The 23,523-nt window shown below is 37.1% G+C and carries 21 protein-coding genes; 10 read left to right on the forward strand and 11 right to left on the reverse strand.

From position 1 onward, the window contains the following. Positions 1-2: 2 nt before the first annotated feature. From guaD to GQR87_RS11245, 5 genes are read left to right on the forward strand one after another with little or no spacing between them, the layout of a single operon-like run. A complete protein-coding gene (guaD, locus tag GQR87_RS11225; RefSeq protein WP_158969355.1) occupies positions 3-1,355 on the forward strand; it encodes a guanine deaminase in 1,353 nt (450 codons plus the stop codon). A gap of 2 nt (positions 1,356-1,357) precedes the next feature. Beyond that, positions 1,358-2,563 carry a urate hydroxylase PuuD gene (locus GQR87_RS11230; protein WP_158969357.1) on the forward strand — a complete coding sequence of 402 codons (1,206 nt, stop codon included), beginning with the start codon at positions 1,358-1,360 and terminating at the stop codon, positions 2,561-2,563. 3 nt (positions 2,564-2,566) lie between these two features. Beyond that, complete coding sequence (gene puuE, locus GQR87_RS11235) at positions 2,567-3,505, forward strand: allantoinase PuuE (RefSeq protein ID WP_158969359.1); 939 nt, start codon at positions 2,567-2,569, stop codon at positions 3,503-3,505. A gap of 51 nt (positions 3,506-3,556) precedes the next feature. Next, entirely contained in the window at positions 3,557-4,195 is a 639-nt protein-coding gene (locus tag GQR87_RS11240) for a TetR/AcrR family transcriptional regulator (RefSeq protein WP_158969361.1), read from the forward strand. A gap of 41 nt (positions 4,196-4,236) precedes the next feature. Beyond that, entirely contained in the window at positions 4,237-4,743 is a 507-nt protein-coding gene (locus GQR87_RS11245; RefSeq protein ID WP_158969363.1) for a putative 4-hydroxy-4-methyl-2-oxoglutarate aldolase, read from the forward strand. Positions 4,744-4,838: 95 nt separating this feature from the next. Here the strand turns inward: GQR87_RS11245 and map are convergent, their stop codons facing one another. Both map and GQR87_RS11255 read right to left on the reverse strand, forming a co-directional pair. After that, entirely contained in the window at positions 4,839-5,609 is a 771-nt protein-coding gene (map, locus tag GQR87_RS11250; RefSeq protein ID WP_158969365.1) for a type I methionyl aminopeptidase, read from the reverse strand. Then, entirely contained in the window at positions 5,602-5,808 is a 207-nt protein-coding gene (locus GQR87_RS11255) for a ParD-like family protein (RefSeq protein WP_158969367.1), read from the reverse strand. Before GQR87_RS11255 ends, map begins: the two co-directional genes overlap by 8 nt. Positions 5,809-6,173: 365 nt before the next feature. Here GQR87_RS11255 and GQR87_RS11260 point away from each other — a divergent pair, with 365 nt between their 5' ends. Beyond that, positions 6,174-7,544, forward strand: coding sequence for an 8-oxoguanine deaminase (locus GQR87_RS11260; RefSeq protein ID WP_199271601.1), 1,371 nt, complete (start codon positions 6,174-6,176; stop codon positions 7,542-7,544). A gap of 93 nt (positions 7,545-7,637) precedes the next feature. On the opposite strand, the gene GQR87_RS11265 is transcribed toward GQR87_RS11260, so the two are convergent. The 7 genes from GQR87_RS11265 to GQR87_RS11295 all read right to left on the reverse strand — a co-directional run bounded on the left by GQR87_RS11265 (position 7,638) and on the right by GQR87_RS11295 (position 15,497). Beyond that, positions 7,638-8,612: a kelch repeat-containing protein gene (locus tag GQR87_RS11265; protein WP_158969369.1), complete on the reverse strand. Its 975-nt coding sequence runs from the start codon at positions 8,610-8,612 to the stop codon at positions 7,638-7,640. A 34-nt stretch (positions 8,613-8,646) separates the two neighbouring features. Beyond that, on the reverse strand, positions 8,647-9,309 hold the full coding sequence (locus GQR87_RS11270; protein ID WP_158969371.1) for an SDR family oxidoreductase: 663 nt from the start codon (positions 9,307-9,309) through the stop codon (positions 8,647-8,649). 23 nt (positions 9,310-9,332) lie between these two features. After that, positions 9,333-10,091, reverse strand: a complete 759-nt coding sequence (kdsB, locus tag GQR87_RS11275) for a 3-deoxy-manno-octulosonate cytidylyltransferase (RefSeq protein ID WP_158969373.1) — start codon at positions 10,089-10,091, stop codon at positions 9,333-9,335. Positions 10,092-10,141: 50 nt separating this feature from the next. Next, complete coding sequence (locus tag GQR87_RS11280) at positions 10,142-10,339, reverse strand: Trm112 family protein (RefSeq protein ID WP_158969376.1); 198 nt, start codon at positions 10,337-10,339, stop codon at positions 10,142-10,144. Positions 10,340-10,351: 12 nt separating this feature from the next. Next, on the reverse strand, positions 10,352-11,347 hold the full coding sequence (lpxK, locus tag GQR87_RS11285; RefSeq protein ID WP_158969378.1) for a tetraacyldisaccharide 4'-kinase: 996 nt from the start codon (positions 11,345-11,347) through the stop codon (positions 10,352-10,354). 6 nt (positions 11,348-11,353) lie between these two features. Then, on the reverse strand, positions 11,354-13,114 hold the full coding sequence (gene msbA / locus GQR87_RS11290) for a lipid A export permease/ATP-binding protein MsbA (protein WP_158969380.1): 1,761 nt from the start codon (positions 13,112-13,114) through the stop codon (positions 11,354-11,356). 73 nt (positions 13,115-13,187) lie between these two features. Further along, the gene (locus GQR87_RS11295; protein ID WP_158972982.1) at positions 13,188-15,497 is read right to left on the reverse strand and encodes a DNA internalization-related competence protein ComEC/Rec2; all 2,310 of its coding nucleotides are present in this window, start codon (positions 15,495-15,497) and stop codon (positions 13,188-13,190) included. A gap of 54 nt (positions 15,498-15,551) precedes the next feature. Here GQR87_RS11295 and GQR87_RS11300 point away from each other — a divergent pair, with 54 nt between their 5' ends. Then, positions 15,552-16,079, forward strand: coding sequence for a DUF2062 domain-containing protein (locus tag GQR87_RS11300; protein WP_158972983.1), 528 nt, complete (start codon positions 15,552-15,554; stop codon positions 16,077-16,079). 4 nt (positions 16,080-16,083) lie between these two features. On the opposite strand, the gene GQR87_RS11305 is transcribed toward GQR87_RS11300, so the two are convergent. Continuing rightward, positions 16,084-17,184 (reverse strand): M20 family metallopeptidase, encoded by a 1,101-nt coding sequence (locus GQR87_RS11305; protein ID WP_199271602.1) that lies wholly within the window; start codon positions 17,182-17,184, stop codon positions 16,084-16,086. A gap of 460 nt (positions 17,185-17,644) precedes the next feature. Here GQR87_RS11305 and GQR87_RS11310 point away from each other — a divergent pair, with 460 nt between their 5' ends. Genes GQR87_RS11310 through GQR87_RS11320 form a run of 3 tightly spaced genes read left to right on the forward strand, consistent with a single transcriptional unit; the run spans position 17,645 to position 22,714 of the window. After that, positions 17,645-18,583, forward strand: a complete 939-nt coding sequence (locus GQR87_RS11310; RefSeq protein ID WP_158969382.1) for a RimK family alpha-L-glutamate ligase — start codon at positions 17,645-17,647, stop codon at positions 18,581-18,583. Continuing rightward, positions 18,583-20,016 (forward strand): RimK family alpha-L-glutamate ligase, encoded by a 1,434-nt coding sequence (locus GQR87_RS11315; RefSeq protein ID WP_158969384.1) that lies wholly within the window; start codon positions 18,583-18,585, stop codon positions 20,014-20,016. Before GQR87_RS11310 ends, GQR87_RS11315 begins: the two co-directional genes overlap by 1 nt. A gap of 13 nt (positions 20,017-20,029) precedes the next feature. Further along, the gene (locus GQR87_RS11320) at positions 20,030-22,714 is read left to right on the forward strand and encodes a M14 family metallopeptidase (protein ID WP_158969386.1); all 2,685 of its coding nucleotides are present in this window, start codon (positions 20,030-20,032) and stop codon (positions 22,712-22,714) included. An 81-nt stretch (positions 22,715-22,795) separates the two neighbouring features. On the opposite strand, the gene GQR87_RS11325 is transcribed toward GQR87_RS11320, so the two are convergent. Beyond that, positions 22,796-23,515, reverse strand: a complete 720-nt coding sequence (locus tag GQR87_RS11325; protein WP_158969388.1) for a SapC family protein — start codon at positions 23,513-23,515, stop codon at positions 22,796-22,798. Between the last annotated feature and the right edge of the window lie 8 nt (positions 23,516-23,523).

Here is a 23,523-nt window from a genome sequence, read left to right on the forward strand (position 1 = left end):
ACTTGAATTCAGTAAACACGATATTTTGTGGTGATATTTTAGATTTTGTCGATGATCCTGCCATTCAAGGTGAAAACGCACATAGATTTTTTGCGCAAGGCGCTTTAGTTGTCGAAAATGGTAAAGTTGCTAAGTTAGGTTATGAACAAGATATTTTCAGCGATCTTAGAAAAAATAATCAATTAGCCGATTACCAAGTCGTGCGTTACGACGATCAACTAATTATGCCTGGCATGATAGACACCCACATACACTTACCTCAAATTGAAATGATTGGTGCTTATGGCGAACAACTTTTAACTTGGTTAACAGAATATGCCTTTCCCACAGAAAAAAAGTTTGCTAATGAGGAATATGCTAAAGCTATATCCAATATATTTTTAGACGAGTTATTAAAAAACGGGACGACTACTGCTTTAGTATTTTGTACTGTTCATCCTGAATCGGTAAACGCATTTTTTACTGAAGCACAAAAACGAAATTTACGTATGATAGCTGGCAAAGTCATGATGGATAGAAATTGCCCTGAAGATTTATCAGACTGTGTCTCTTCAAGTTATCAAGAATCTAAAGTGTTAATTGAAAAATGGCACAATGTAGACCGTTTACAATACGCTGTCACCCCAAGATTTGCGCCTACTTCGAGTGATGAACAACTTGCACAATGTAAAACATTATTAGACGAATATCCTGATGTTTATTTACATACCCATTTGTCTGAAAATCACAATGAGTGCGAATGGGTGAAAACACTATTCCCTAATTCGACAGATTATCTAGGAGTATACGAAGATGCAGGCTTAGTCAGAAAACGCTCTGTTTTTGCCCACGGCATTCATCTTTCAGAGCGTGAAATGACTTGTTTAGCCGACAACCAAGCAGCAATTTCTCACTGCCCTACTTCTAACCTATTTTTAGGCTCAGGTTTATTTAATCTTAAATCATGTGAACAACATAAAGTCAAAGTCGGTATGGGTACAGATGTTGGCGCTGGCACCAGTTTTTCATTGTTACAAACTGCCAGTGAAGCCTATAAAATACAACAACTTAAGCATGAAAAATTCTCTGCCTTTAAAGGCTTGTATTTAGTCACATTAGGGGGAGCTAGAGCATTAGATTTGGAAGGTACAATAGGTAACTTTGATTTAGGCTGCGAAGCCGATTTTATCGTGCTGGATAACCAAGCCACACCATTCTTAAATTTCAGACTTTCTCATACCAGAACCCTGCACGAAAGGTTATTTACCCTGATGATGTTAGGTGATGACAGGTGTATTAAAGAAACTTACATAATGGGGCAAAGTGTACACCAAAGAGATTTAGCCTATGCATCCAACAAAGTTGAGGAGTGTTGATAATGGAAGCTTATTTATACGAACTAGTACATCTGATCCTTCGATATTTTCATGTGATTGCTGGTATTGCCTGGATTGGAGCATCCTTTTATTTTGCTTGGCTGGATAACAATCTAGAAACCCCGCCACAGTGGAAAAAAGACAAGGGAATAAAAGGTGACCTTTGGGCAATACATGGTGGGGGGTTTTATGAAGTCGCCAAATACCAAGTTGGCCCAGAAAAAATGCCTAGTACTTTACATTGGTTTAAGTGGGAAGCTTACACTACTTGGCTTACCGGTATTTTACTGTTCAGTTTACTGTATTATGTCGGAGCCGATGCTTATCTCTTAGATACTAATAAATCAAATCTAGATGTTGCCACAGCTATTGCTAGCTCCTTTGCCAGTATTGCCATAGGTTATGCTGTTTATCGATTTTTGTGTACTACCAAACTAGCTGAAAATGGCCGTTTATTTATTGCTGCTAGTATTGTCTTAATTGGTCTTTATGCATGGGGATTAGATCAATTATTTGCTGATCGCGCCGTGTATATTCATGTAGGAGCCTTAATAGGTACCTGTATGGCGGGAAATGTTTACCATGTGATCATGCCAAGTCAAAGATATATGGTGGCAGAAGTTGAAGCTGGGCGTATCCCAGACTCGGCCCCAGGTCTAAAAGCAAAGCTTTGCTCTATACATAATAACTACGCAACCTTGCCCATTATATTTATAATGTTAAGCAACCATTTTGCTTTTACCTACACCCATCAATATGGCTGGTTAGTGCTGGTAGCCTTATTTGCTATCGGTATGTGGGTTAGACATTATTTCAATTTAAAACATGTTGGTATTAATAAACCTTCGGTGTTGATCAGTGGTATTGCAGCATTTTTAGTTGTGATGTTAGCCATAGCACCTTGGCCAACATCAACCGAGCACACAGAACAAAGCCAAGTTAATGCGGTAAGTGATGCGCAAGCTTGGAATATTATTATTACTCATTGTGCCAGTTGTCATAGCGACACCCCTACCTCGACTATGTTTGCCATTGCCCCTCTAGGGTTGATGCTTGACAATATTGAGCAGGTCAAACAACACGCCGACAAAATATATGCACGAGCGGTAACCAATAAAGACATGCCTTTGGGTAACCTTAGTCAAATGACAGAAGAACAAAGAGTCACCCTTGGCAATTGGTTACAGCAAATGAAAGAGGAAGATTAAGCCATGAGCAAGCAAGAGCAAAACCCCTATACAGATTACCCTAGAGATCTTGTGGGTTACGGTAAAACGCCACCGCATCCCAAATGGCCTAATCAAGCAAGGATAGCGTTGCAATTTGTAATGAACTACGAGGAAGGCGGAGAAAATTGTGTATTACATGGTGATGCACAAGCTGAAACCTTTTTATCTGAAATAGTCAGTGCCCCCCATGTTGAAGACCGCCATATGAGTATGGAGTCTATTTACGAATATGGCAGCCGAGCCGGTGTGTGGCGAATTTTAAAGTTGTTTGCTAAATACGATATTAAAATCACTGTATTTGCCGTGGCTATGGCTCTGAAGCGCTATCCTGAAATGGCTAAAGCCTTCGCAGACGCCGAACATGAAATCTGTAGTCATGGCTTAAGGTGGATCAACTACCAGAATGTCGATATTGACACTGAACGTCAGCATATGCAGCAAGCAATAGATATTATTAAAGACATTACAGGGCAAAGACCATTAGGTTGGTACACAGGTCGTACAAGCCCAAATACAGGGCAACTGGTAGCTGAAGAAGGTGGGTTTATGTATGACGCAGACGACTACAGCGACGACCTACCCTTTTGGAAAAAAGTAGCGGGTAAAGACCAATTAATCGTACCCTACACTCTTGATGTCAATGATATGAGATTTGCTGCAGTACAAGGATTTAATGCAGGCGATCAGTTTTTTAATTACTTAAAAGACAGCTTTGATGTACTTTATGCTGAAGGTGATCCTGCGGGTGATAATAGTCCGAAAATGATGTCTATTGGCTTGCACTGTAGGCTCATTGGTCGTCCCGGACGTTTAAAAGCTCTCGAGCGTTTTATTGAATATGCAAAATCCCATCAGAATGTATGGTTCGCGAGACGAATAGATATCGCCGAGCACTGGCATACACACTTTAGCCCTAGTTAAGTCCCTGATTACATGGGTATAATGTCAATATTGGAATAACAAAGTAATATAATGACAGTCACTATTAAACAGAATAAAAAAGAGTTGGCTCGTGAGATAAATAAGCTAAAAATTCTTAATTCAGCTGAAGAGCTGTTTTCAAAATTAGGTTATGACGGTGCTAGTATCAATATGATTGCACAAAAAGCAGAATTGCCTAAAGCCAATGTGCACTATTATTTTAAAAATAAAGATACCTTATACGAAGCGGTACTCGAGCGAATAATCAGTCATTGGAACTTAGGCTTAGACAATGTCACTGTAGATGATGATCCGGCCGTTGTTTTACATAATTACATTAAAAATAAAGTTCAGTTGGCTATCAACCAACCTCTACAATCTCGATTATTTGCCTCAGAAATCATTAGAGGTGCCCCCTATTTGGCAGATTATTTACGAAAAAATACTCGTCCTTGGGTGAGATCAAAATGCCAACTCATCCAACAGTGGGTTGATGCAAAAAAAATAGATAAGGTTGATCCTAACCACTTATTATTTCATATTTGGTCGAGCACCCAATATTATGCAGATTATCAAGCTGAAGTATTATTAGTCATGAATAAGCTGGAATATGAAGAGCATGATGTAGCCGAAATTACCCAATCTATTTCCGATATCATTCTTAAAGGCATTGGTTTAAATCAATCATAAATAATGATAATTTTTTAATTCAAATAACTATAAAGACCACTATGACAAATATACAAACACCATTCGAATTCACCACTCCGGATATATTTGATGAGCACAGAGATCAAGTAGAGGTGGCAGAAAGCGGCTTATTTCATTATGGCGGTAACTCTAAGTTTTACGGACAAGCTGTCACAGTTACTTGCCCAGAAGATAATTCTAAAGCAGTAGAACTATTAAAAACCTCAGGTAAGGGAAAAGTATTAGTTATAAATGGGTTTGCTAGTAAAAAGTTTGCTTTTATTGGTGACATTATGGCTGACAATGCCATAAAAAATGATTGGCAAGGCATAGTGGTAAATGGCTGTGTCCGTGATATTGAAATACTAAAAGAAATGCCATTAGGTGTAATGGCTTTGGGCTGTGTGCCCAGAAGTACTTTTAAAAGAGGCTTTGGTGATACTGACCAAACTGTCGATTTTTTATCTACAAGGATAGAGCCTAATAATTGGCTTTACGCTGATGTCAATGGATTGGTTGTCAGTAAAATACCTTTACACCAAGCATAAACTTAATATTGAAAGAACTAAAAGCAAACCATTATTTTTTCATTCTAGCGGCTAATTTTGCGTTTATAATTTATCGCTGATTGGTCATTTATTTATTAGATATGATTTTCTGATGAGCGTAAAGTTAACACTTCAAAACCTGTTGGGGTCACCAAAATAGTGTGCTCCCACTGGGCTGATAGTTTTCTATCTTTTGTCACTACTGTCCACCCATCTCGTTTTTGTTTAGTTTTATAGGTGCCCTGATTAATCATTGGCTCAACAGTGAAAACCATCCCCTCTTCTAAAATTAACCCAGTATTAGGTTTTCCGAAGTGTAAGATTTGAGGCTCTTCATGCATTTCTCGACCAATGCCATGTCCACAATAATCTCGTACCACACTAAAACCGTTTGCTTCAGCATGACACTGGATTGCATGACCAATATCGCCAAGCTTTGCCTTGGGCTTAATACATTTTATACCTTTCCACATTGCTTGATAGGTAACATCGATTAACTTTTTAGCAATAGGCGAAATATTACCCATTGCATACATTTTACTGCTATCAGCGATAAAACTATTCTTTTCTAGGGTAATATCGATATTGACTATGTCACCATTTCTTAATTTTTTACCGGAAGATGGCACACCATGACAAACCACTTCATTTATCGATGAGTTTAATACATATTCATATCCGTATTGCCCTTTACTTGCAGGTCTAGCCTTTAATGTTTGGATAATAAAATCTTCAACAAAATCATTTATCTCAAGGGTAGTGCGACCAATTTCAATATATTTATCTAATGCATCAAAAACCTGTGCTAACAACTTGCCAGACTCTCGCATTAATATAATTTCATCTGCTGATTTAATATTATTCATTAACCAACCTAGCTGAAGCCACGTTTTGATTAATCATTTCCCGCTCCAGAATATCCGTATAACTTAATGTTGGATTTTGTTCCGCTAGTCGCCCTATCTTCATCCAAAATTCAGCTTGGGAATTAATAGACCGCTCCATTACGGCACTGTTTTTTCGTACTTCTTCATGCAGTGAATCAGAAATTTTCACTATACCCATTGTTACCTCAAACACCCAAAGTGCTACATTATGCTATATATTGCTATACTACAGATGCTATTGCAAGGTTCTTCAAATACGAACTTTTCTTAATTATTTTGTCGACCACTTTGTGGTTATTAGAGAGCATCTTTAATTTAAATTATTTATCATATAATCATTGAATAAGCTCGGCATACAGGTAAAAATACTGATAGCAGATTAACACGCAAGTCACTGCTAAAAATGACCTCAGTTATTTTACTGAGTGACATTGTTTGCGTGTTTATCTTTTTACTTAGTCATAGACATAATCTAAGGCTTGGCACACAGCAAACAATTCCTTCATTTCACTTTAAATTAAGTATTATTTTTAGGAGATTGTTTTGACAACATCATCAAATATTTTATGGATCAAACATCCACTTAGCCACTTTACCGCTAACAATGAAGATGCTAGTAACGGCATAGTGATTGACCAAGCAAACGGTCTAATTATCGAATTAGTGGCTAAAAATAGAACACCTATCACCCCTATCCATCAAGTGTTTGATGCTAGACAACATGTGTTATTACCAGGACTAGTTAATACCCATCATCACTTGTATCAAACCTTAACTCGCGCGTTACCTGCAGCCATTAACAAGTCTTTATTTCCTTGGTTAAAAGCCCTCTACCCTATATGGGCTAAGTTACAACCTAATATGTTGTCATTGGCCACTCAAGTGGGTTTAACCGAGTTAGTCTTATCTGGCTGTACAACTGTGGCTGATCACCATTATTTGTTTCCCGATGCTTTGTATGAAGCAATAGATATTCAAGTCAATGCCAGTGCTAAAGTTGGTTGCCGTGTCACCCTGACCCGCGGTTCTATGAGCTTAGGTGAAAAAGACGGTGGTCTACCGCCACAACAAACAGTGCAAACTGATCAACAAATATTGCAAGACTCTGCACGATTAATTGACACTTACCATCAGTCTGAAACGGGCTCTATGTTAAATATTGCTTTAGCCCCCTGCTCGCCCTTTTCTGTGACTACAGAATTAATGATAGAAACCGCCAAGTTAGCACGACAACACAGAGTTATGTTGCATACTCATTTAGCAGAAACAGAAGACGAAAATAATTTCTGTTTAGAAAAGTTTGGATTACGGCCTTTGGATTACCTTGAGTCCGTCAATTGGTTAGCCAGTGACGTATGGCTAGCCCATGGTATTCATTTTAATGATTCAGAAATACAACGTTTAGGCCAAGCAAAAGTGGGAATATGTCATTGCCCTTCTTCAAATATGATTTTGGCATCGGGTATCTGTCGTACCAAGGAATTACAACAAGCAGGGGTAAAAGTAGGTCTGGGAGTAGATGGTTCCGCCTCTAATGATGGCTCCAATATGATGCAAGAAGTTCGTCAAGCATTACTGATTAACCGATTACGGTATTCAGCTGATCAAGTGACACATTTAGATGCCTTATATTGGGCCACAAAAGGGTCAGCACAGGTAATTGGCAGGGACGACATTGGTGAACTAGCAGTGGGAAAACAAGCTGATCTTGCTTTATTTAAATTAGACGAACTCCGCTTTTCTGGGAGTCATGATCCATTAGCCGCTTTAGTTTTATGTGGTGCTCACCAAGCAGATGCAGTGATGTGTAAAGGACAATGGCTAGTAAAAGAAGGTAAAATGTTAGCAGGTGATCTGGTAGAGCTAAGACAACAACATCAACAAGCTGCATTTAACTTATGTAATGAGCTGTAATACCAATCCCTTTAAAGAACTATGCACTCAGAACGATCCAGCGGATAAAAAAAAGAGCACCTTTTAGGTGCTCTTGCTATAAATTTACATAAATTACTTAATGGTAAACACTTCAATCGAGTTTAACTCAGGTCCACCACCTTTATTGCCACTGCCCATGGCGATATAAATTTTATTACCAATCAAGACAGCATTAGTACCATGACGGCCCCGTTTTAATTTACCTTCTTCCTTCCACGTTTTTGACGTTAAATCAAATGATACAGTTCTGTTATTAGCAGCTTTAGGTGCATGCTCTCCCCCTGCATAATATAAACTGTCTTTATATACCACAGCACCTGCACCTGCAGTTGGGATAGGTAAACGAGATTTTAAGGTTTTCCATATGCCTTTTTCTATATCATAGATATCTACTTTATCGTTTACTTCACGCATAAAAGCACCAAACTCTTCAGGCTCATGGTAACTACTATTTCGTCCACCAAAGGCAATTAATTTCCCATTTAAAATAGCTGCATTGGCATGATCTCGAATATGTGGCGAATCAGTTAACACTTTCCATGTTTTAGCTTTAGGATCGTATACATCCACCATATTAGATGTACCACTGGTATGCCCGAGTTTTATACCTCCAACAATATAGACTTTACCTTGGTGAACAGTAACACCAGCCCCTCCTCTTCGGCGATTTTTCGGGATTTCAAAACTTTCAGTCCAAACATCAGTAACTGGATCATATTCCCACACATGACTAAGGGGCGGCTCTTTAGGATATTGTCCTGTCAGACCTGTTACTAATAATATTTTATTACCCACACTTAATGGTGTGACATGATGAAATTCAATGGGAGTAGGTTTATTTTGAGACCAAGTGTTGTTGGCTGGATCATAGATATCAACGGCTTTTATTCCACGACCGCCAATCACATATACTTTATCCTGAAAAGCCACTAAGCCACTTTCATGTCGAGCAGTGGCTTCACCTTTTGGCTGAAGGGTTTGCCAATTAGCCAAAGTTTGAAAACTTAATAACAAACTGAATACAGCAACCAACGATCTTTTAACCATTTTTAATTCCCTATTTAATTGCCTATTTAATTGCCTACCAAGGCAAGACTTCACCATTTGAATGCCAAAAAGTTCCTGAATTTGTTAGATTTAATTCTTCGATACGCTGAATCAATTTTTTGGCCGAATCGGCTGCTGATATATCACCGTTATAGTTAACCATTTCGGTTTGTACAAAACCTGGATGCAATAAAGCTACTGACACACCAAAGTCTTTTAAGTCATGAGCTAATGAAACTCCAGCTGCATTTAGTGCAGCTTTAGACATACGGTATCCATAATAGCCCCCGGAGGTATTATCTGTTACAGATCCCATACGGCTAGTAATTAAAGCGACTTTTGCCCCTTTTACTAATTTATATTTCAATAATTGAGTGACTAACACAGGACCCATTGAATTGACTCTTAATTGATACTCCATGGTCGCAACAGACATATCAGTTAATGTTTCATTACTAAATACACCGGCATTATTTATCAATACATCAATTTTAATATCACCTAAAGCAGGCAATACTTTTGCTAAACATTCAGGGTTTCCTACATCCACTTTATCGACAACTTGTGCACCAGATTTTGTCAATTCGTCACTGCTGTTACGGCATAAAGCGATGACCTTATAGCCTAAAATTAAATATTGTTTTACAAACTCTAAACCTATACCTCGATTGGCACCGGTAATGACCACTGTTTTCATAATATTTCCTTTTAACAGGTATGTTATTTATTATCTAAAGCTAAAATACGGGCTAAATCATCTGGGGTGTCTATGCCTGGTGGTGGTGAGGTTTTTGCCACTTCTACATGAATTTTATGACCATGCCACAAAACCCGTAATTGCTCTAAAGATTCAATTTGTTCCAATCCAGAGGGAGACATATTAACGTATTGATTGATAAAGCCAGCCCGATAAGCGTATATGCCTACATGACGCAGATAGAAGTCGCCTATTTCATCGATATCATCTGAATCTAAAAAGCGAGAACGATCGTAAGGGATTGTTGCCCGAGAAAAATAAAGTGCATAACCTAACTTATCTACCACCACTTTCACTGAGTTGGGGTTAAAAGCTTCTTCAACATCAGTAATTTTAACTGCCAGGGTAGCCATTTCAGCCGCTTGATGTGTATGTAAATTGGCCGCTACTTGGCGAATATTTTCAGCAGGAATAAAAGGTTCGTCGCCTTGCACATTAACTACTAATTCATGGGATAAAAGGTTTTCCATTTCCACTACTTCTGCCAACCTTTCAGTGCCAGATTCATGATGTGAGCCGGTCATACAATATCGGCCACCAAAATCACGAACAACTTTTGCGATCCGCGCATCATCTGTAGCGACTATTATATTATTAGCCCCAGATTCAACGGCTCTATCATAAACATGTTGAACCATAGGTTTACCCTTTATTTCAACTAAAGGTTTACCCGGAAAACGTGTAGAAGCATACCTTGCTGGAATGATGACACTAAATTGCATATTTGTTGATTCTCTTATTACGGATGATTACAGATAGTAATAATAATTAGTTAAGCCAATAATTGTTCGATCTCTTCGCTACTCAATTGTTTTGCTTCAGACTCAAGTAAAACAGGGATGTTTTCACGGATGGGATAAACCAATCGGTCAAACTTACAAATTAACTGTGATTCGTTTGCTTTATAAATCAACTTACCTTTACATACAGGGCAAGCTACTATATCTAACAGTTTTTTATCAAATGCCATTATTTATCCTTATTACTTTTTAGCAACTGTGACTTGTTTTAACCGGGCCAGCAGTTCAGTGTCAAATCGTTGAGGTAATTTTGCTCTAACAGGTAAATACCACCAGTCTTCATATGCAAAATCAATACACTTCACTGCATCTTTTTCAGTCATGATCACACATTCTTTAGGTAAGTCTTTTGCAGTAAATTTATGATGATCAACAAAACTTAAACATTGCTTAAGTCTAACTTGTTTTTGTAGCAGTGAATCAAAAAAGCGTTGTGGATTGCCAATTGCTGCGGCAGCTATCACAGGTGTTCGTAAATCAGCAATAGACTTACTTTTATTGGCTTGTTTAACATTCACTAAGCGACCGGATTCAAGTGACATTAAAAATTCATTATGTTCAACTTTACCACCATTGAGCACGACAAAATCGGCCTGTTGTAAACGCCAGCGCCCCTCTCTTAATGGTCCAGCCGGTAATAATACATTATTACCTGTACGTCTTTGACCATCTACTACCACAATTTCTATATCTCTTTGTAAACCGTAATGTTGCAAACCATCATCACAAATGATCACGTCACAATTATGTTTATCTACTAATGCTTTTGCCCCCCGAGCTCGAATGGGGTCGACCATTAACGGGCAATTGATATGTTGTTTCATTAATATAGGTTCGTCACCGACTATATTTGCCGAACTGTTAGTTTCCACCGTGAATGGATAAACTTTACTTTTACCACCATAACCACGACTAAGCACTCCAGGATGATAGCCTTCTTGTTTAAGCCGGTTTGCTAAATACACCACTAATGGTGTTTTACCATTGCCACCCACACTAATATTGCCCACCACAATGACAGGCACAGAAATACTTTGAGAAGATTTGAAACCTTTAACAAATGCCCAACGCCTAGTTGCTGATAAAGCCCAAAACACGCCTGTAAGTGGTAATAAAAAAATAACAATTGGCCAATGATACCAACTCGGAGAATACCAGACTTTGTTGATCCAACTCACTTCTGTCTACTCCTCACCAAACTGTAAACTATGCAATTGTGAGTAGGCACCCTTTTGTGCTAACAAGCTGGCATGTGTGCCTCTTTCAATCACCTGACCATCATCAATTACTAAAATTTGGTCAGCAGATTCAATAGTCGATAACCTGTGGGCCACCACTATACTGGTGCGATTTTGCTGAAGTTTATCAAGGGCATCTTGTATCAGTTTTTCAGATTCTGTATCTAAGGCTGATGTGGCTTCGTCTAAAATTAAAATAGGCGCATCCAGTAATAAAGCTCTAGCAATGGCCAATCGTTGACGTTGGCCACCAGATAACATAAAGCCGTTTTCACCCACCATAGTGTCTAAACCGTCAGGAAGTAACTCTAAAAACTCAAGAACATGAGCAGTTTTAGCGGCTTGCATAATTTGCTCACGACTCACTTTATCTATAGAGCCATAAGCAATGTTATTGGCTATGGTGTCATTAAATAACACTACATGTTGCGACACTAAAGCAAACTGTCGACGTAAATCTGTTAGGGGAATATCTTTGAGTAAAATATCATCTAATAAAATTTCACCTTGCTGATTGTTATAAAAACGGGTGAGCAAGCTAGAGATAGTTGACTTACCACTACCTGAACGGCCAACTAAAGCTAAGGTTTGGCCTTTTTCTACTGAAAAAGAGATATTTTTAAGAGTGGCATCTTCTTTGGTTGGATAACTAAAAGTGACATTTCTAAACTCAATTTTACCTTCTACTCGATCAATGGTATGAGTGCCTTTATCTTCTTCAACTTGTTGATCTAATACTTCAAAAATACTAGCACAAGCCGCCATACCTCTTTGGAATTCACTATTGACTGTGGTTAATTGTTTTAACGGTTTTAACAACATAGTCATAAACACTACCACACTGACAAATACGCCAGGAGTGAGGGAGTCGACTAAATCTGGAAAACTAGCAATATATAAAACAACTGCTAAAGCAACAGAAGCGATCACTTGAATAGACGACACGCTAAGAATTCTAGCCACTATTAACTTCATATTCTGTTGACGATTATCATTATTCTTAGCGTAAAAAACCTCATCTTCAAATTTTTGACCGCCAAACATTAATACAACTTTGTGTCCTTTTAATACCTGTTCTACAGAAGATGTTAAGCCTCCCATTGCTTGTTGAATTCTTTTACTGACAATTCTAAATCGTTTGCTAACCACAGACACAATAACGGCTACAACAGGACCAATAAGAACGAATATAAGTGATAACTGCCAAGAATAGTAGAACATAGAAAACAATAAACCAATGACAAAGGCACCATCTCTTACTAAGGTTAACAGTGCTTTGCCAGCAGCTATCGACACTTGTTCTGTGTCATACATAACTTTAGAAATCAGTGCGCCGGTTCCGGTATTATCATGAAAAGAAACAGGTAAATGTATATAACGATTAAATAATTGTTGGCGCATTTGCATCACTACATGATTACCTATCCACGCCACTGTATACGTTCCGAGGAAATTTAATATTCCCCGTAAAATAAAAATCGGTACAATAAAATACGCCGCCATTCGCAAATATTGATAATCCCCTTTACCTAGACTCTCATCTACTATTGGTTTTAACTGGGCAACCACAGCGACATCAATAGCCGAATAGCCAATCATTCCAATGACAGCAATGAAAAAAGCGCCTTTAAAATCTTTAAGATATTGACTAAAACGGGAAAATATTTTATCTGAATTTAGATTATCCAAAGGGGTAGTTTTGCTCATGTATTAATAATTATCTGTGAGGTTATAAATAAACTATGTCTAGTGTAACTTGTGAAAGTAAAATCCTAAAGGATCAATAAGATATTTGACTAAATAAGCCACCGTTAGAACAACAAGTGGGCATATTTGCATACCAATAAGGATATAAATCCGTTCTGAAAGTTAGAACATCTACTAATGGTTGTGAGCCATGCTTAAAAGTAAAACGCACCTGTCCCACTTCAGAAGTCGAATATTGCATAATATTTGGCCCTGCCAGACTGTAACGCGTAACCACTTCAGATCTTGGGAAACGCCAACGATTCATAAATCCTTGGCTAAATATCACATGCTCAGGTTTTACCATTTTTATAAACTCTTTTGAGGAAGAAGTATTACTACCATGGTGTGGAGCTAACAAAATATTCGCTTTTAATTTATCCCCATACACATCCACTAAGTGCCCTTCGATAGATTTATCTATATCACCCGTTAGTAAAACACTGAAGTCCGCGTCTGAAAATTTAATCACACAAGAACCATTATTATCACTAAATCCAGAAGGATTTTCTGGCCATAACACCTGAATGTTTAAATCTTGCCATTTTTTTAGGTAACCTTTACGACAGCTGTCTTGATTAGTAATAGTTTCTGTAATGCTAATTTTATCCTGTAATACTTTAAGACTGCCAGCATGGTCATTGTCACCATGACTGATAAACACAATATCAATATTGTTAATGCCTTTGGCTTTTAAAATTGGCAAAATTACGCTATCTGCCATATTAAAACCGCTTGGGTATCTTGCACCCACATCATATAGTAAAGCTCGCTCATTTTTAGTGAGTAATACCGACACTCCCTGCCCTACATCTAACACATTGATCTGCCAATCTTCTGATTGACTAGATAAGAAATAACTAAATAAGGGCATCACTAAAAGGACTAAATACGTTTTTCTAACAAATAATTTTGGTGCTAACAGTAATAATAAGGCGAGGATAGAAAATCCCCAGACAAATATCGGTACTGCAGAAATATCAATTACAGCCCAAGTTAAATTGCCAACATGCTGTAAAAATATTATTGATTTTTGCAGTACAAGATTAATAATTTCAAATATGAAAGTCGACACAGCTACATTAATAAACAAACAAATAACAGCCAGTAAACATAAAGGCACAATTAACAGTGTCACTATAGGTACAGCAAATAAATTAATCAATGCAGAGATAAAAGAAATATATGCAAACTGCCAAGCGACTATGGGTAACATAAGTAAGCTCAAACCCAATTGAATCCGTAACATACTGGTAATAGCGGTTGTTAATGAAAACCCATTAGTTGTCACCGGCCAACGCCAAAACACAAACCAAATAATAATCACAGCTGAAAAACTTAACCAAAAGCTGGCACCAAATAGACTCAGTGGGAACAATAAAATAAAACAACTTATGCCCATCAATAACACTTTAATTGAAGACAAATTTTTATTGAGCAGGAAGAAGTAACTAAATAACAGCAACATGATCCATGCTCTTAAAGTGGGTAAACCAAACCCCGCTAAAGCTGAATACATAAAAGTACTAAATAGACTACAAAATATACCTATAGTATGGACATTAATTTTGTGTAAAAAGAAAAAACGACTAATCAATAATCCAAATATTATGGTTAAAATGAAATAACTTAAACTGGCGACTAAGGCTAAATGTAAACCAGATATTGCAATTAAATGTGCAATGCCTGTTTTTTGAACTAAAGCCCAATCATTAACTTCGAGTAACCCCCTATAACCAATAGTCAGAGCGATAATCCATTTTTCTTCGGTTAGATTTAATTGTAATATTTTATCTAAAACCATTTGCCGTATGCTGATATTTTTTACAACTAAAAGGTTTGAGTCAGATGCTTTTACATAACCTGTAGCTTGGATACCTTCACTAAATAACCATTGCTGATAATTAAAGCCCCCTTCGTTAGCCAAGCCATGACTTGGCTTAAGTTTAACCAGTAAACTGACTTCTTGACCTTGCGCTAATTGCCAAAGTGGTTGCTGCCAACTCAACCTAATAATACGCTTAAATAGCAGCTTATTCTGATCAATATGAGTTACATTTAGGTTAAATCTAAGATTATTTTTTTCATGTATAAGACTGGTTATTTGTCCAGTTACCCGTATTTGTTGAGAAATTTCACTCGAAGACAGTTGCAAAGAGCATTGCCAATGTCCTACACTCGCCATCCATACAATGCCAATGATGAAACAGGAAAACCTTGGATACTTGTTGGCAGTAAAACAAAAAATAACAAAAATACAACACGCAGTAAAAATGGATGGTAGGTTTGACCAAAATAAGCAAGAAAATGAACCTGCAATAAAAGTGAAAAGTTTACCCGTCATAGTAGACACACATTGAAATCCATTTCTTCAATAGAAATTTAAGTATAGAGAATTATTCTGAAAAAGTTTATTAAGAGGTTTCTACCCAATCACCAAAAAGTAAAGGATCAAAAAATTCTTTCTATTTTTGGTACCTTGTTACACGACCCAAACTTATGGCACTTAAACCGACGCTCTGCCGCTGGCGCTTTTTCCCTTGGATTATTTTTTGCTTTTTGGCCTGTTCCTTTTCAAATGTGGTTAGCTGCCGGTTTTGCTATTCCATTAAGAGTTAACTTACCTTTTTCTATTGCCACTGTTTGGCTAACCAATCCTTTTACTATGCCCCCAGTATTTTATGGCGCTTATTTAGTAGGTGCAGCGATAATGGGCCATCCGCCACAAGAGTTTGCGTTTGAACTAAGTTGGGATTGGGTAATACAAAGTATGGAAACTATAGGCCCAACGTTTTTACTGGGCTGTATAGTTTGTTCAATAATATTTAGTGCGGTTGGTTATTTACTACTGAATTTTTTATGGCGTTTGTCTGTAAAAAAAGCTTGGAAACAACGTATTAGTAAACGTTGTCCCAAACCAGAGTAATCAATTAAGTCTCTTTATAAGCATTTAAAGCCAATAAAATTTTACTCATTTCAGCGATACGTTTATCAAAACTAGCCTTATTAGCTCGTTCTAGTATTGTGTGGTCACCATCACCAAATGGTCCAAAACCATCTAAAGTTGCCACACCTTGTGACGAAACAATATTTGCGTCACTCACTCCACCACGCTTTTCAGTTTTCAGTGGATAACCTAATATCCCTGCTACAGATGCTAATAAAGTCATTTGATTACTAGAACTTTGCATCACATCACGTTGGATCCCACCAGTTAAAGTAGCAGTAACGCCTTGCACAAAAATAGTTTCACATAAGTCATGTAGAGCGGTTAATAAACGTTCTCTTTCAGAAGCTTGTGTATATCTAATTTCGACGACAATTTCTGCATTTGGCGAAATGGTATTTGCGCCAATACCTCCACTTATCTTGCCTGGATTAACTGTGGTACCTGCTTTTATATTGGTTAAGTCAGTAAGCGCAATAATTAAATGTGCCGCAGCAAGGTTGGCATTAGCGCCATCTAAATAATGATTACCAGCATGAGCAGCTTTCCCAGTTAAATGAATAGTGAAGGTGCCTACACCTTTTCGTCCAATCACCACCTCATGATTAAGCCCAGCAGCTTCAAAAACAAAACAGACATCATAGTCCTTAGCCAGTTTTTCAGTGAGAGGTTTACTATCTTCACTGCCTGTTTCTTCATCACTGACTAACAGCATATCGATATTAGTGATGCCTCCTTGTTGAAGTTTAACTTGGCGTAATGCCTCTAATGCTACGATATTTCCACCTTTCATATCACAAACACCTGGTCCGTATATCCAGTCTTTATCTTCGGAAAATGTTTCAAAGACGCCTGGCGGAAACACAGTATCTAAGTGTCCTAATAGCAAAACCCGTTTTTTGCCATCCTCTACCGGAGACTTAAATAATAAATGATTACCCAGTAACTCTCTGGTAAATACTTTGGTTTCAAATCCTAAAACCTCCATCCAATGAGCAAAAATGTCGCCATTCTTATCCACACCAACTTTGTTACCAGTGAATGAATTTATATTAATAATTTTCTCTAATTCTGAAAAATTCACAGCTAATCCACCATCCAAAAATTGATTAAAAATAACAAATACCGTAATTAAGGCCAATAACTTGTAAAAAAAGCATTAACTTAAATTACCTCGCCTTAAATAAGGCCAGATGCGCACCATTATAGTGCAGCAAGGTTTTCACTTTAGTTACGAAACATGACACTTTAGTGACTTGTTTCAGATTAAATTAAACCTATATATACTAAGCTTAAAAATAGAATAAAACCCTCAGAAACTTAATCATACCGTCACATTTCATCATTAAACTTAACGTATAAAGCTTACATATAAATGGTTTCGTCTTTTTTTTTCAGACAACAAACACCTCCATGGCTTTAAAATTGCTCTGTAAGTTTGAAATTGCATTTGACTCAAAATAGGGTTCATGATGCAGTCAAAAAACTAAAAAGCAAAATACTAGCCATATTAAAAAAGTATATTGAAAATCGGAGAGTGAATAATGAGTAGTAAAAGTGGGGTTAACTCTGGTACTCAACCGACAATTGGTATGTGGATGTACCAAAATGGTGGTGGCAGTGAAATACAGCAACAAATAGTCAATTTATTAAAACAAAAGAATATCCATACTATTACCGGATTAAACTTAGCGAATGCCAGTGCCAGCGGAGGAGAAATGCTCTGTAATGGTACAGTAATGGAAGATTTATCCGCATTTTTCTCATATAACGCAGGAGAACAGTCACCATTTCAAGTATATATGTATCAAGCCTTAAGTAAGGCTGTCCCTACCCTTAACAATTATCAATCATTTGCTATCACAGAAGATAAATTTTTAACTGCACATATGCTAAACCAAGCTAATATCCGCACTGCTGAATATAGATTAATTAGCCATGTTGATATTCCTCTTCTTAAGAGTACTGTGCGCGAATGGGAAGGACACGTAGTATATAAACCCACAGATGGTTGGGGGGGAAACGGTATTGTTAAAATCGAAGACGAACGTTCACTTGATGTACTCATACCATTTCTTAATCGAATCGATATGAAACACTTTTATCTAGAAAAATTTATAAACTATGACAAAACTGATTACCGAGTTGATATTGTTGATGGTCAGTTTGTAGGCTGTTACGGCAGAAGTGCCCCTTCTGATGATTGGAAAACCAACATCACCACTGGAGGCTCTATAATACTACGAGAACCAGATGATGATGTAATTGAGTTAGCCCTAAAAGCAGCTAAAGTCACAGGTTTAGAAATTGCTGGTGTTGATTTACTATACGATCTAGATGCAGAAGAATATGTAGTATTAGAAGTAAATGGTATTCCGGCCTTTGCCACCCCTGAACAAGAAGAAATAGGGTTGAATTTCAATCAACTAAAAATTGATAAAATTGTTAAACTAATAGAACGCACAGTTGAAGAGGCCTCCTGATGAGCAAAAAAAATAAAAAACTACCTAAAATTGGATTGTTATATTTAGATCATGTTATGAGATTCTTTGATAAATCTAATTTCAGGGGTTGGCCCGATAAAATAGAAACGGTCACCTATCATTGGCGGAATGATAAAAAACGTTTTATTAAAGAAGTGAAAAAGAAAAATATAGATGTGTTAATTGGCAATATTCCTGCCACAGCCTACGAAACATTTCGAGAAATCAGTTTAGCTTTACCTAATGTACAATTTATCCCCTCATTAGATACTCAGTTTGCTAACAAATCAAAAGAAAACGTTACACAATTATGTGAAAAATATAATATCCCTATTCCGAAAACCCATATTTTTTACGAAACAAATGAAGCTGATCGTTTTCTTAAGAAAACGACTTACCCTAAAATTATTAAAAAATCTTACGGGCCATCTAATTATGGCGGCTATTTTGTACACAAGGTTGATAGTTACAAAGAAGCCCGCTCTTTATTAGATACAAAAAAATATTACCCCGTATACTTACAAGACTTTGTACCTATGGCTGCTGATATTCGAGTGATGTTAGTCGGGCATAAACCTGTCTGTGCATTTTGGCGTCGTCCCCCTGAAGGAGAGTGGTTAACAAACACCAGCCAAGGTGGCTCTATGGATTATCAGGATGTACCTAAAGAAGTACTTGACCTTGCAGTCAAAGTATCAAAAGTGGCTAATGCCGAATACTGGGCATGTGATGTGGCTGTAGGTGTTGATGGTAAATATCGAATTTTAGAATGTGCGACTGCATTCGCCGCTTTTCCATACATTCGAGATTGGATTGGGCAGTATATAATGTGGAAGTTATCTAATGGTCGTTTTAAGATCCCACATATTCCACTGTATAACTGGGAAGAATTAAGTAAAATAAGTTCGTCTGTTCTACGTACTATGCGTTATATTACGTTCGGTAAACAGGTCTATCCTAGCTGCGATGGTGGGGAATTGTTCACCCAATTAGATGATGATCATTATCCAATTGTTGATACCCAAGACACAAAGTCAGAAGAATGGCCTAGTGATATTTGGAATCGACAGGATAATTATCAAAAAAACAAACAGAAAAAGCTATCTGAAATGGCAATTCAAGAACCCGCTAAAGCACTTATTTCTGGAGTACTCGATGGTGATGAATCTGAACTTAACATAGAGCCTGAAATAGAGCCTGAAAGTGCCGCCCCATTAGAGTATTCTACTGAAACCTTAAAAGATTTTTTTGCTAGCATTAAAGGTTTTGGTAAAAAACAAATTACCATTATTTTTGACACCTTAGATATTTCTACGATTAACCATACCCTTGAAAATAATGGTGATGAGTTTTACGAAGTAAAAAATATTGGTGAAAAGAAGGTGTTACAAATTTTAAGCGCTTGGCAAGAATTTAAACTTACTATTTCTTAATAAAAGTGAAAACATGAAGAAACAATATTTTTCATATAAACAAACAATAGAATTTTTACAGCAAGCTAGTCAAGATTACCCGGACTTAATAAAAGTCCAAAATATTGGTGACACTTGGGAAGGTCGCCCGATTATGTTAGCTACCATTAGCTTAGATGTAAATAATGCTCATAAAAAACCAGCATTATTATATACAGGAACGATCCATGCTCGAGAATGGATCGGCATAGAGTTAGCCAATAATTTTATTAAATACATAATTGATAATTATCAGTTTAATCCCAAATTACAAGATGCGTTAACCCGAAACACATTGTATATAGTGCCGTGTTTAAACCCAGATGGTTTTGAGTATTCTCGTACCCACTTTTCATTTTGGCGTAAAAATAGACGCAAAAATGAAGATGGCACTTTTGGTGTCGATTTAAATAGAAACTTTGGTGTAAGGTTTAAAGCTCGTTCAGATCCATCATCTGTGACTTATGGTGGACCAGCCCCGTTTTCTGAACCAGAAACACAAGCCATTAGAGATTTTGTGGCCGAACACAACAACATTACAATTTCCTTAGATTATCATTCACAAGGCAATGTGTTTTTTCCTGCCCATAAATTTGATCATGAAGCTGAAATTGACACTACCGATCTTAATACTTTGTGTGCCAATATGGCTTTTGAAATTGAAAAGGTCACTGGCAGAAAATACGGTATTCACCGAGGCAAACCCCCTACTAACCTAATTAATGGTAGTGGACGAGAATATTATTACAGCAAGGGCATTATTGCAGCAGTAGTAGAAGTTGGCACTAAAAACATACCAGACTACATGGAAAACATGTCGCAAAGTGTAAATGAAAACATTCCTGCTTTAGTTCATGCTTTAAGTTCTGCCATAAACTACTCTGATTCCGCTCCTGCTAGAGTAGAAAACTTCAATTTAACAGAAGTCACAGAAAACAACGCATTGCTTGAATGGGAATATGACGCTGATGCTGATGTGTATTTTGAAATTTATCGTAATACTCAACACAAGAGTCCTTGTAGTGACGATAACCTGATTGCTATTACTAAATCTTTAAGTTTTAACGACATTCAATTAAAAAGTGGTCAAAGGTATTTTTACAAAATTCGTGCTGTATCGATAAGTACTAAAATAAAAGGTCCTTATGCACCTGAGCTTAAACTAAAAACTTTACTCGCCCATGAACAATTCAGCAAAATATTGTTTCCACCCGCCAACCAAATTGGTTATGTTGGACAATATACTGAAGAAAAAAATCATGAACATTTTGGCCTAAATTCACTATTTATTGGGGTCAATAAATCACGAGGGGTTTGTTTTGGAGTGATCGAGTTTTCTCTTGACCGCTTACCAGACGATGCTGAGATCAAACAAGCTTGTTTTTCGTTATATCCGATGAATCGTGTCAGTGCAAAAATAGAAGCTTATGGTGAGTGGGGTATCTCCTTTCTTGATATTGATAGTGTGCCTAATATTCGTGATTATAACGATATAGCCAACGCTAAAGTTATTCACTCTGGCCAAACCATTGAATCAGATCGTGTTACACAAGGAGTATGGAGTGATTGGCTATTAAATGGGAAAGAACGCGCCATTCTTCAAGAGCAGCTTAAAACGGGAAGAGTGCTAATCCGCATTGATGGCCCCACGACTTTACCTAAAGGGGCTGATTCACAAATGATGCAGTTCGATATCGGTTATGGCCGTTTTGGCTCAGGAATTCATTACCGACCCAATTTAGAAGTCATCTATACACGCCAACCAAAAGTAGTAGAAGTCGCACCAACAAGTGTCCATACCATATCCACCCAAGGTAATATGGCCGGTAAATTACGTACAGGTTATGATGAAAATGGGGATAAGATTTATGGTCAATTGGCTTTTGCTTTACACTCTATGCCAGATCCTGAACGTACAGTTATTACTAATGCGTACTTAGTTTTAGCCAATCAAAATGCGCTGGCGGGTAATAAAGATATTCGATTTACAGTAGAATTAGCAGAAATTGAAGATATTGATTACGACAGCATTAAACAACGAGAAAGTATTCAATATATTGGTTATGAAGTCAGTAATGCCGAGTTAAAAAATAAAAAACAACATTATTTTGAATTTGATACCTTCAGTCGAAATCAGCTAGAACAAACTCATCAAGAAAATGCCCAGGCCTATTTTGTGATTAGAGCAACCTCTAGTTATCGAGATGAACAAGATAATAAAATAGTCACTTGGGTAAACGATGCGATGAATAATCAGCAACCTAAATTGGTTGTTGAATATATTGAACGTTTAAAAACGCCCATGGACCCTCCCACAAATTTACAAACTCAGATTGAAAATAATTCAGTAAAAATTACATGGAAAAACCCGAAAAGTGAAGACTTTGTGGGGTCATTTGTAGTACGAAACTGTTTTCACCCTCCTCGTTCTCCATTTGATGGAGTCAAACTGTATGGAGGAGCTGATGAATACACATTAGATAACTTTGGTAATCCTAACAAACCCAAATATTATGCTGTATTTAGTTACGATAATGTTCCTAACTATTCATCACCTAGTTGTGTTTTCTTTAGTCTCAAAGAAACAATACCAGTGATAGAAATTGATCCAGAAGAAGTTGAAGCAGAACCTGGAACCAATATGCAAAGTTCTTCAGATACAACTGAAGACAGCGAATAGGCAGTTAAAACTTGGAAGTTTTTTATACTTCCAAGTTTTAACCTTTTAGATATATTCTTGGAAGCATCTTGACGGATATATTTATCCGTTGTTTTTCCAATCAATCAGTTTTTGTATCTGCCCAAATGATGCAATGATCATATGACAAGCTTGTAAATACCCTTTTTGATGTAAGCTCTGTAATTCATTACCAGATAAAACCGCAAGCTTTTCTTCATCAATATTATATAAACCACTAAAACTTTTTTTCTCGCCATCAGCCAAAGTAAATTTCAACGTAATAGGCATTAATAATTCTAACGCTAATAGGGTATTAATAAACTCTTGGGTGCGTGGCATTCCTTGGACAAACTTAACTAACAATCCATTAATGCTATTTAAAAAATCTGTAGATTTCCCTTTTGTATCAAATAAAGCTTCACCCTTTTCTTTATTTACTCTAGGGCTGTCTAAATTGATAGTCACTAATGTATTCTGTGGTGAAGGTTTATCTCCCTCCTCTCCTTTAATCCCTACCATAAATGGTTGGCGTACTAAATTCAGTGGCACGTAGTGAGCTTGCCATAGATTTTTTTGCAGGTATAAATTTTCTCCTGGCTCAAAGCCAGTTAATACATTAAGACCAAACTGGCCTGTTTGATTGTCCTTAATAAAAAAAATTGCATATTCAGCTACTAGGACTTTTAACTCATCAGCTAATACCGGAACAATATGAAGATTTTCGCCATATTCTGCCCCTCTTTCAGTAATAATTCTCAAGTCTTTATGTTGCTTAGGATCTAAAATTGTATAACCAGCCAATGTGGACT

This window comes from Paraglaciecola sp. L3A3, assembly GCF_009796765.1.
Taxonomy (GTDB): domain Bacteria; phylum Pseudomonadota; class Gammaproteobacteria; order Enterobacterales; family Alteromonadaceae; genus Paraglaciecola.

Bases quoted from the DNA above. Each gene is read 5' to 3' on its own strand.
- GQR87_RS11230 (WP_158969357.1), top strand. From the start codon at position 1,358: ATGGAAGCTTATTTATACGAACTAGTACATCTGATCCTTCGATATTTT.
- puuE (WP_158969359.1), top strand. From the start codon at position 2,567: ATGAGCAAGCAAGAGCAAAACCCCTATACAGATTACCCTAGAGATCTT.
- GQR87_RS11240 (WP_158969361.1), top strand. From the start codon at position 3,557: ATGACAGTCACTATTAAACAGAATAAAAAAGAGTTGGCTCGTGAGATA.
- GQR87_RS11245 (WP_158969363.1), top strand. From the start codon at position 4,237: ATGACAAATATACAAACACCATTCGAATTCACCACTCCGGATATATTT.
- map (WP_158969365.1), bottom strand. From the start codon at position 5,609: ATGAATAATATTAAATCAGCAGATGAAATTATATTAATGCGAGAGTCT.
- GQR87_RS11255 (WP_158969367.1), bottom strand. From the start codon at position 5,808: ATGGGTATAGTGAAAATTTCTGATTCACTGCATGAAGAAGTACGAAAA.
- GQR87_RS11265 (WP_158969369.1), bottom strand. From the start codon at position 8,612: ATGGTTAAAAGATCGTTGGTTGCTGTATTCAGTTTGTTATTAAGTTTT.
- GQR87_RS11270 (WP_158969371.1), bottom strand. From the start codon at position 9,309: ATGAAAACAGTGGTCATTACCGGTGCCAATCGAGGTATAGGTTTAGAG.
- kdsB (WP_158969373.1), bottom strand. From the start codon at position 10,091: ATGCAATTTAGTGTCATCATTCCAGCAAGGTATGCTTCTACACGTTTT.
- GQR87_RS11280 (WP_158969376.1), bottom strand. From the start codon at position 10,339: ATGGCATTTGATAAAAAACTGTTAGATATAGTAGCTTGCCCTGTATGT.
- msbA (WP_158969380.1), bottom strand. From the start codon at position 13,114: ATGAGCAAAACTACCCCTTTGGATAATCTAAATTCAGATAAAATATTT.
- GQR87_RS11295 (WP_158972982.1), bottom strand. From the start codon at position 15,497: ATGACGGGTAAACTTTTCACTTTTATTGCAGGTTCATTTTCTTGCTTA.
- GQR87_RS11310 (WP_158969382.1), top strand. From the start codon at position 17,645: ATGAGTAGTAAAAGTGGGGTTAACTCTGGTACTCAACCGACAATTGGT.
- GQR87_RS11315 (WP_158969384.1), top strand. From the start codon at position 18,583: ATGAGCAAAAAAAATAAAAAACTACCTAAAATTGGATTGTTATATTTA.
- GQR87_RS11320 (WP_158969386.1), top strand. From the start codon at position 20,030: ATGAAGAAACAATATTTTTCATATAAACAAACAATAGAATTTTTACAG.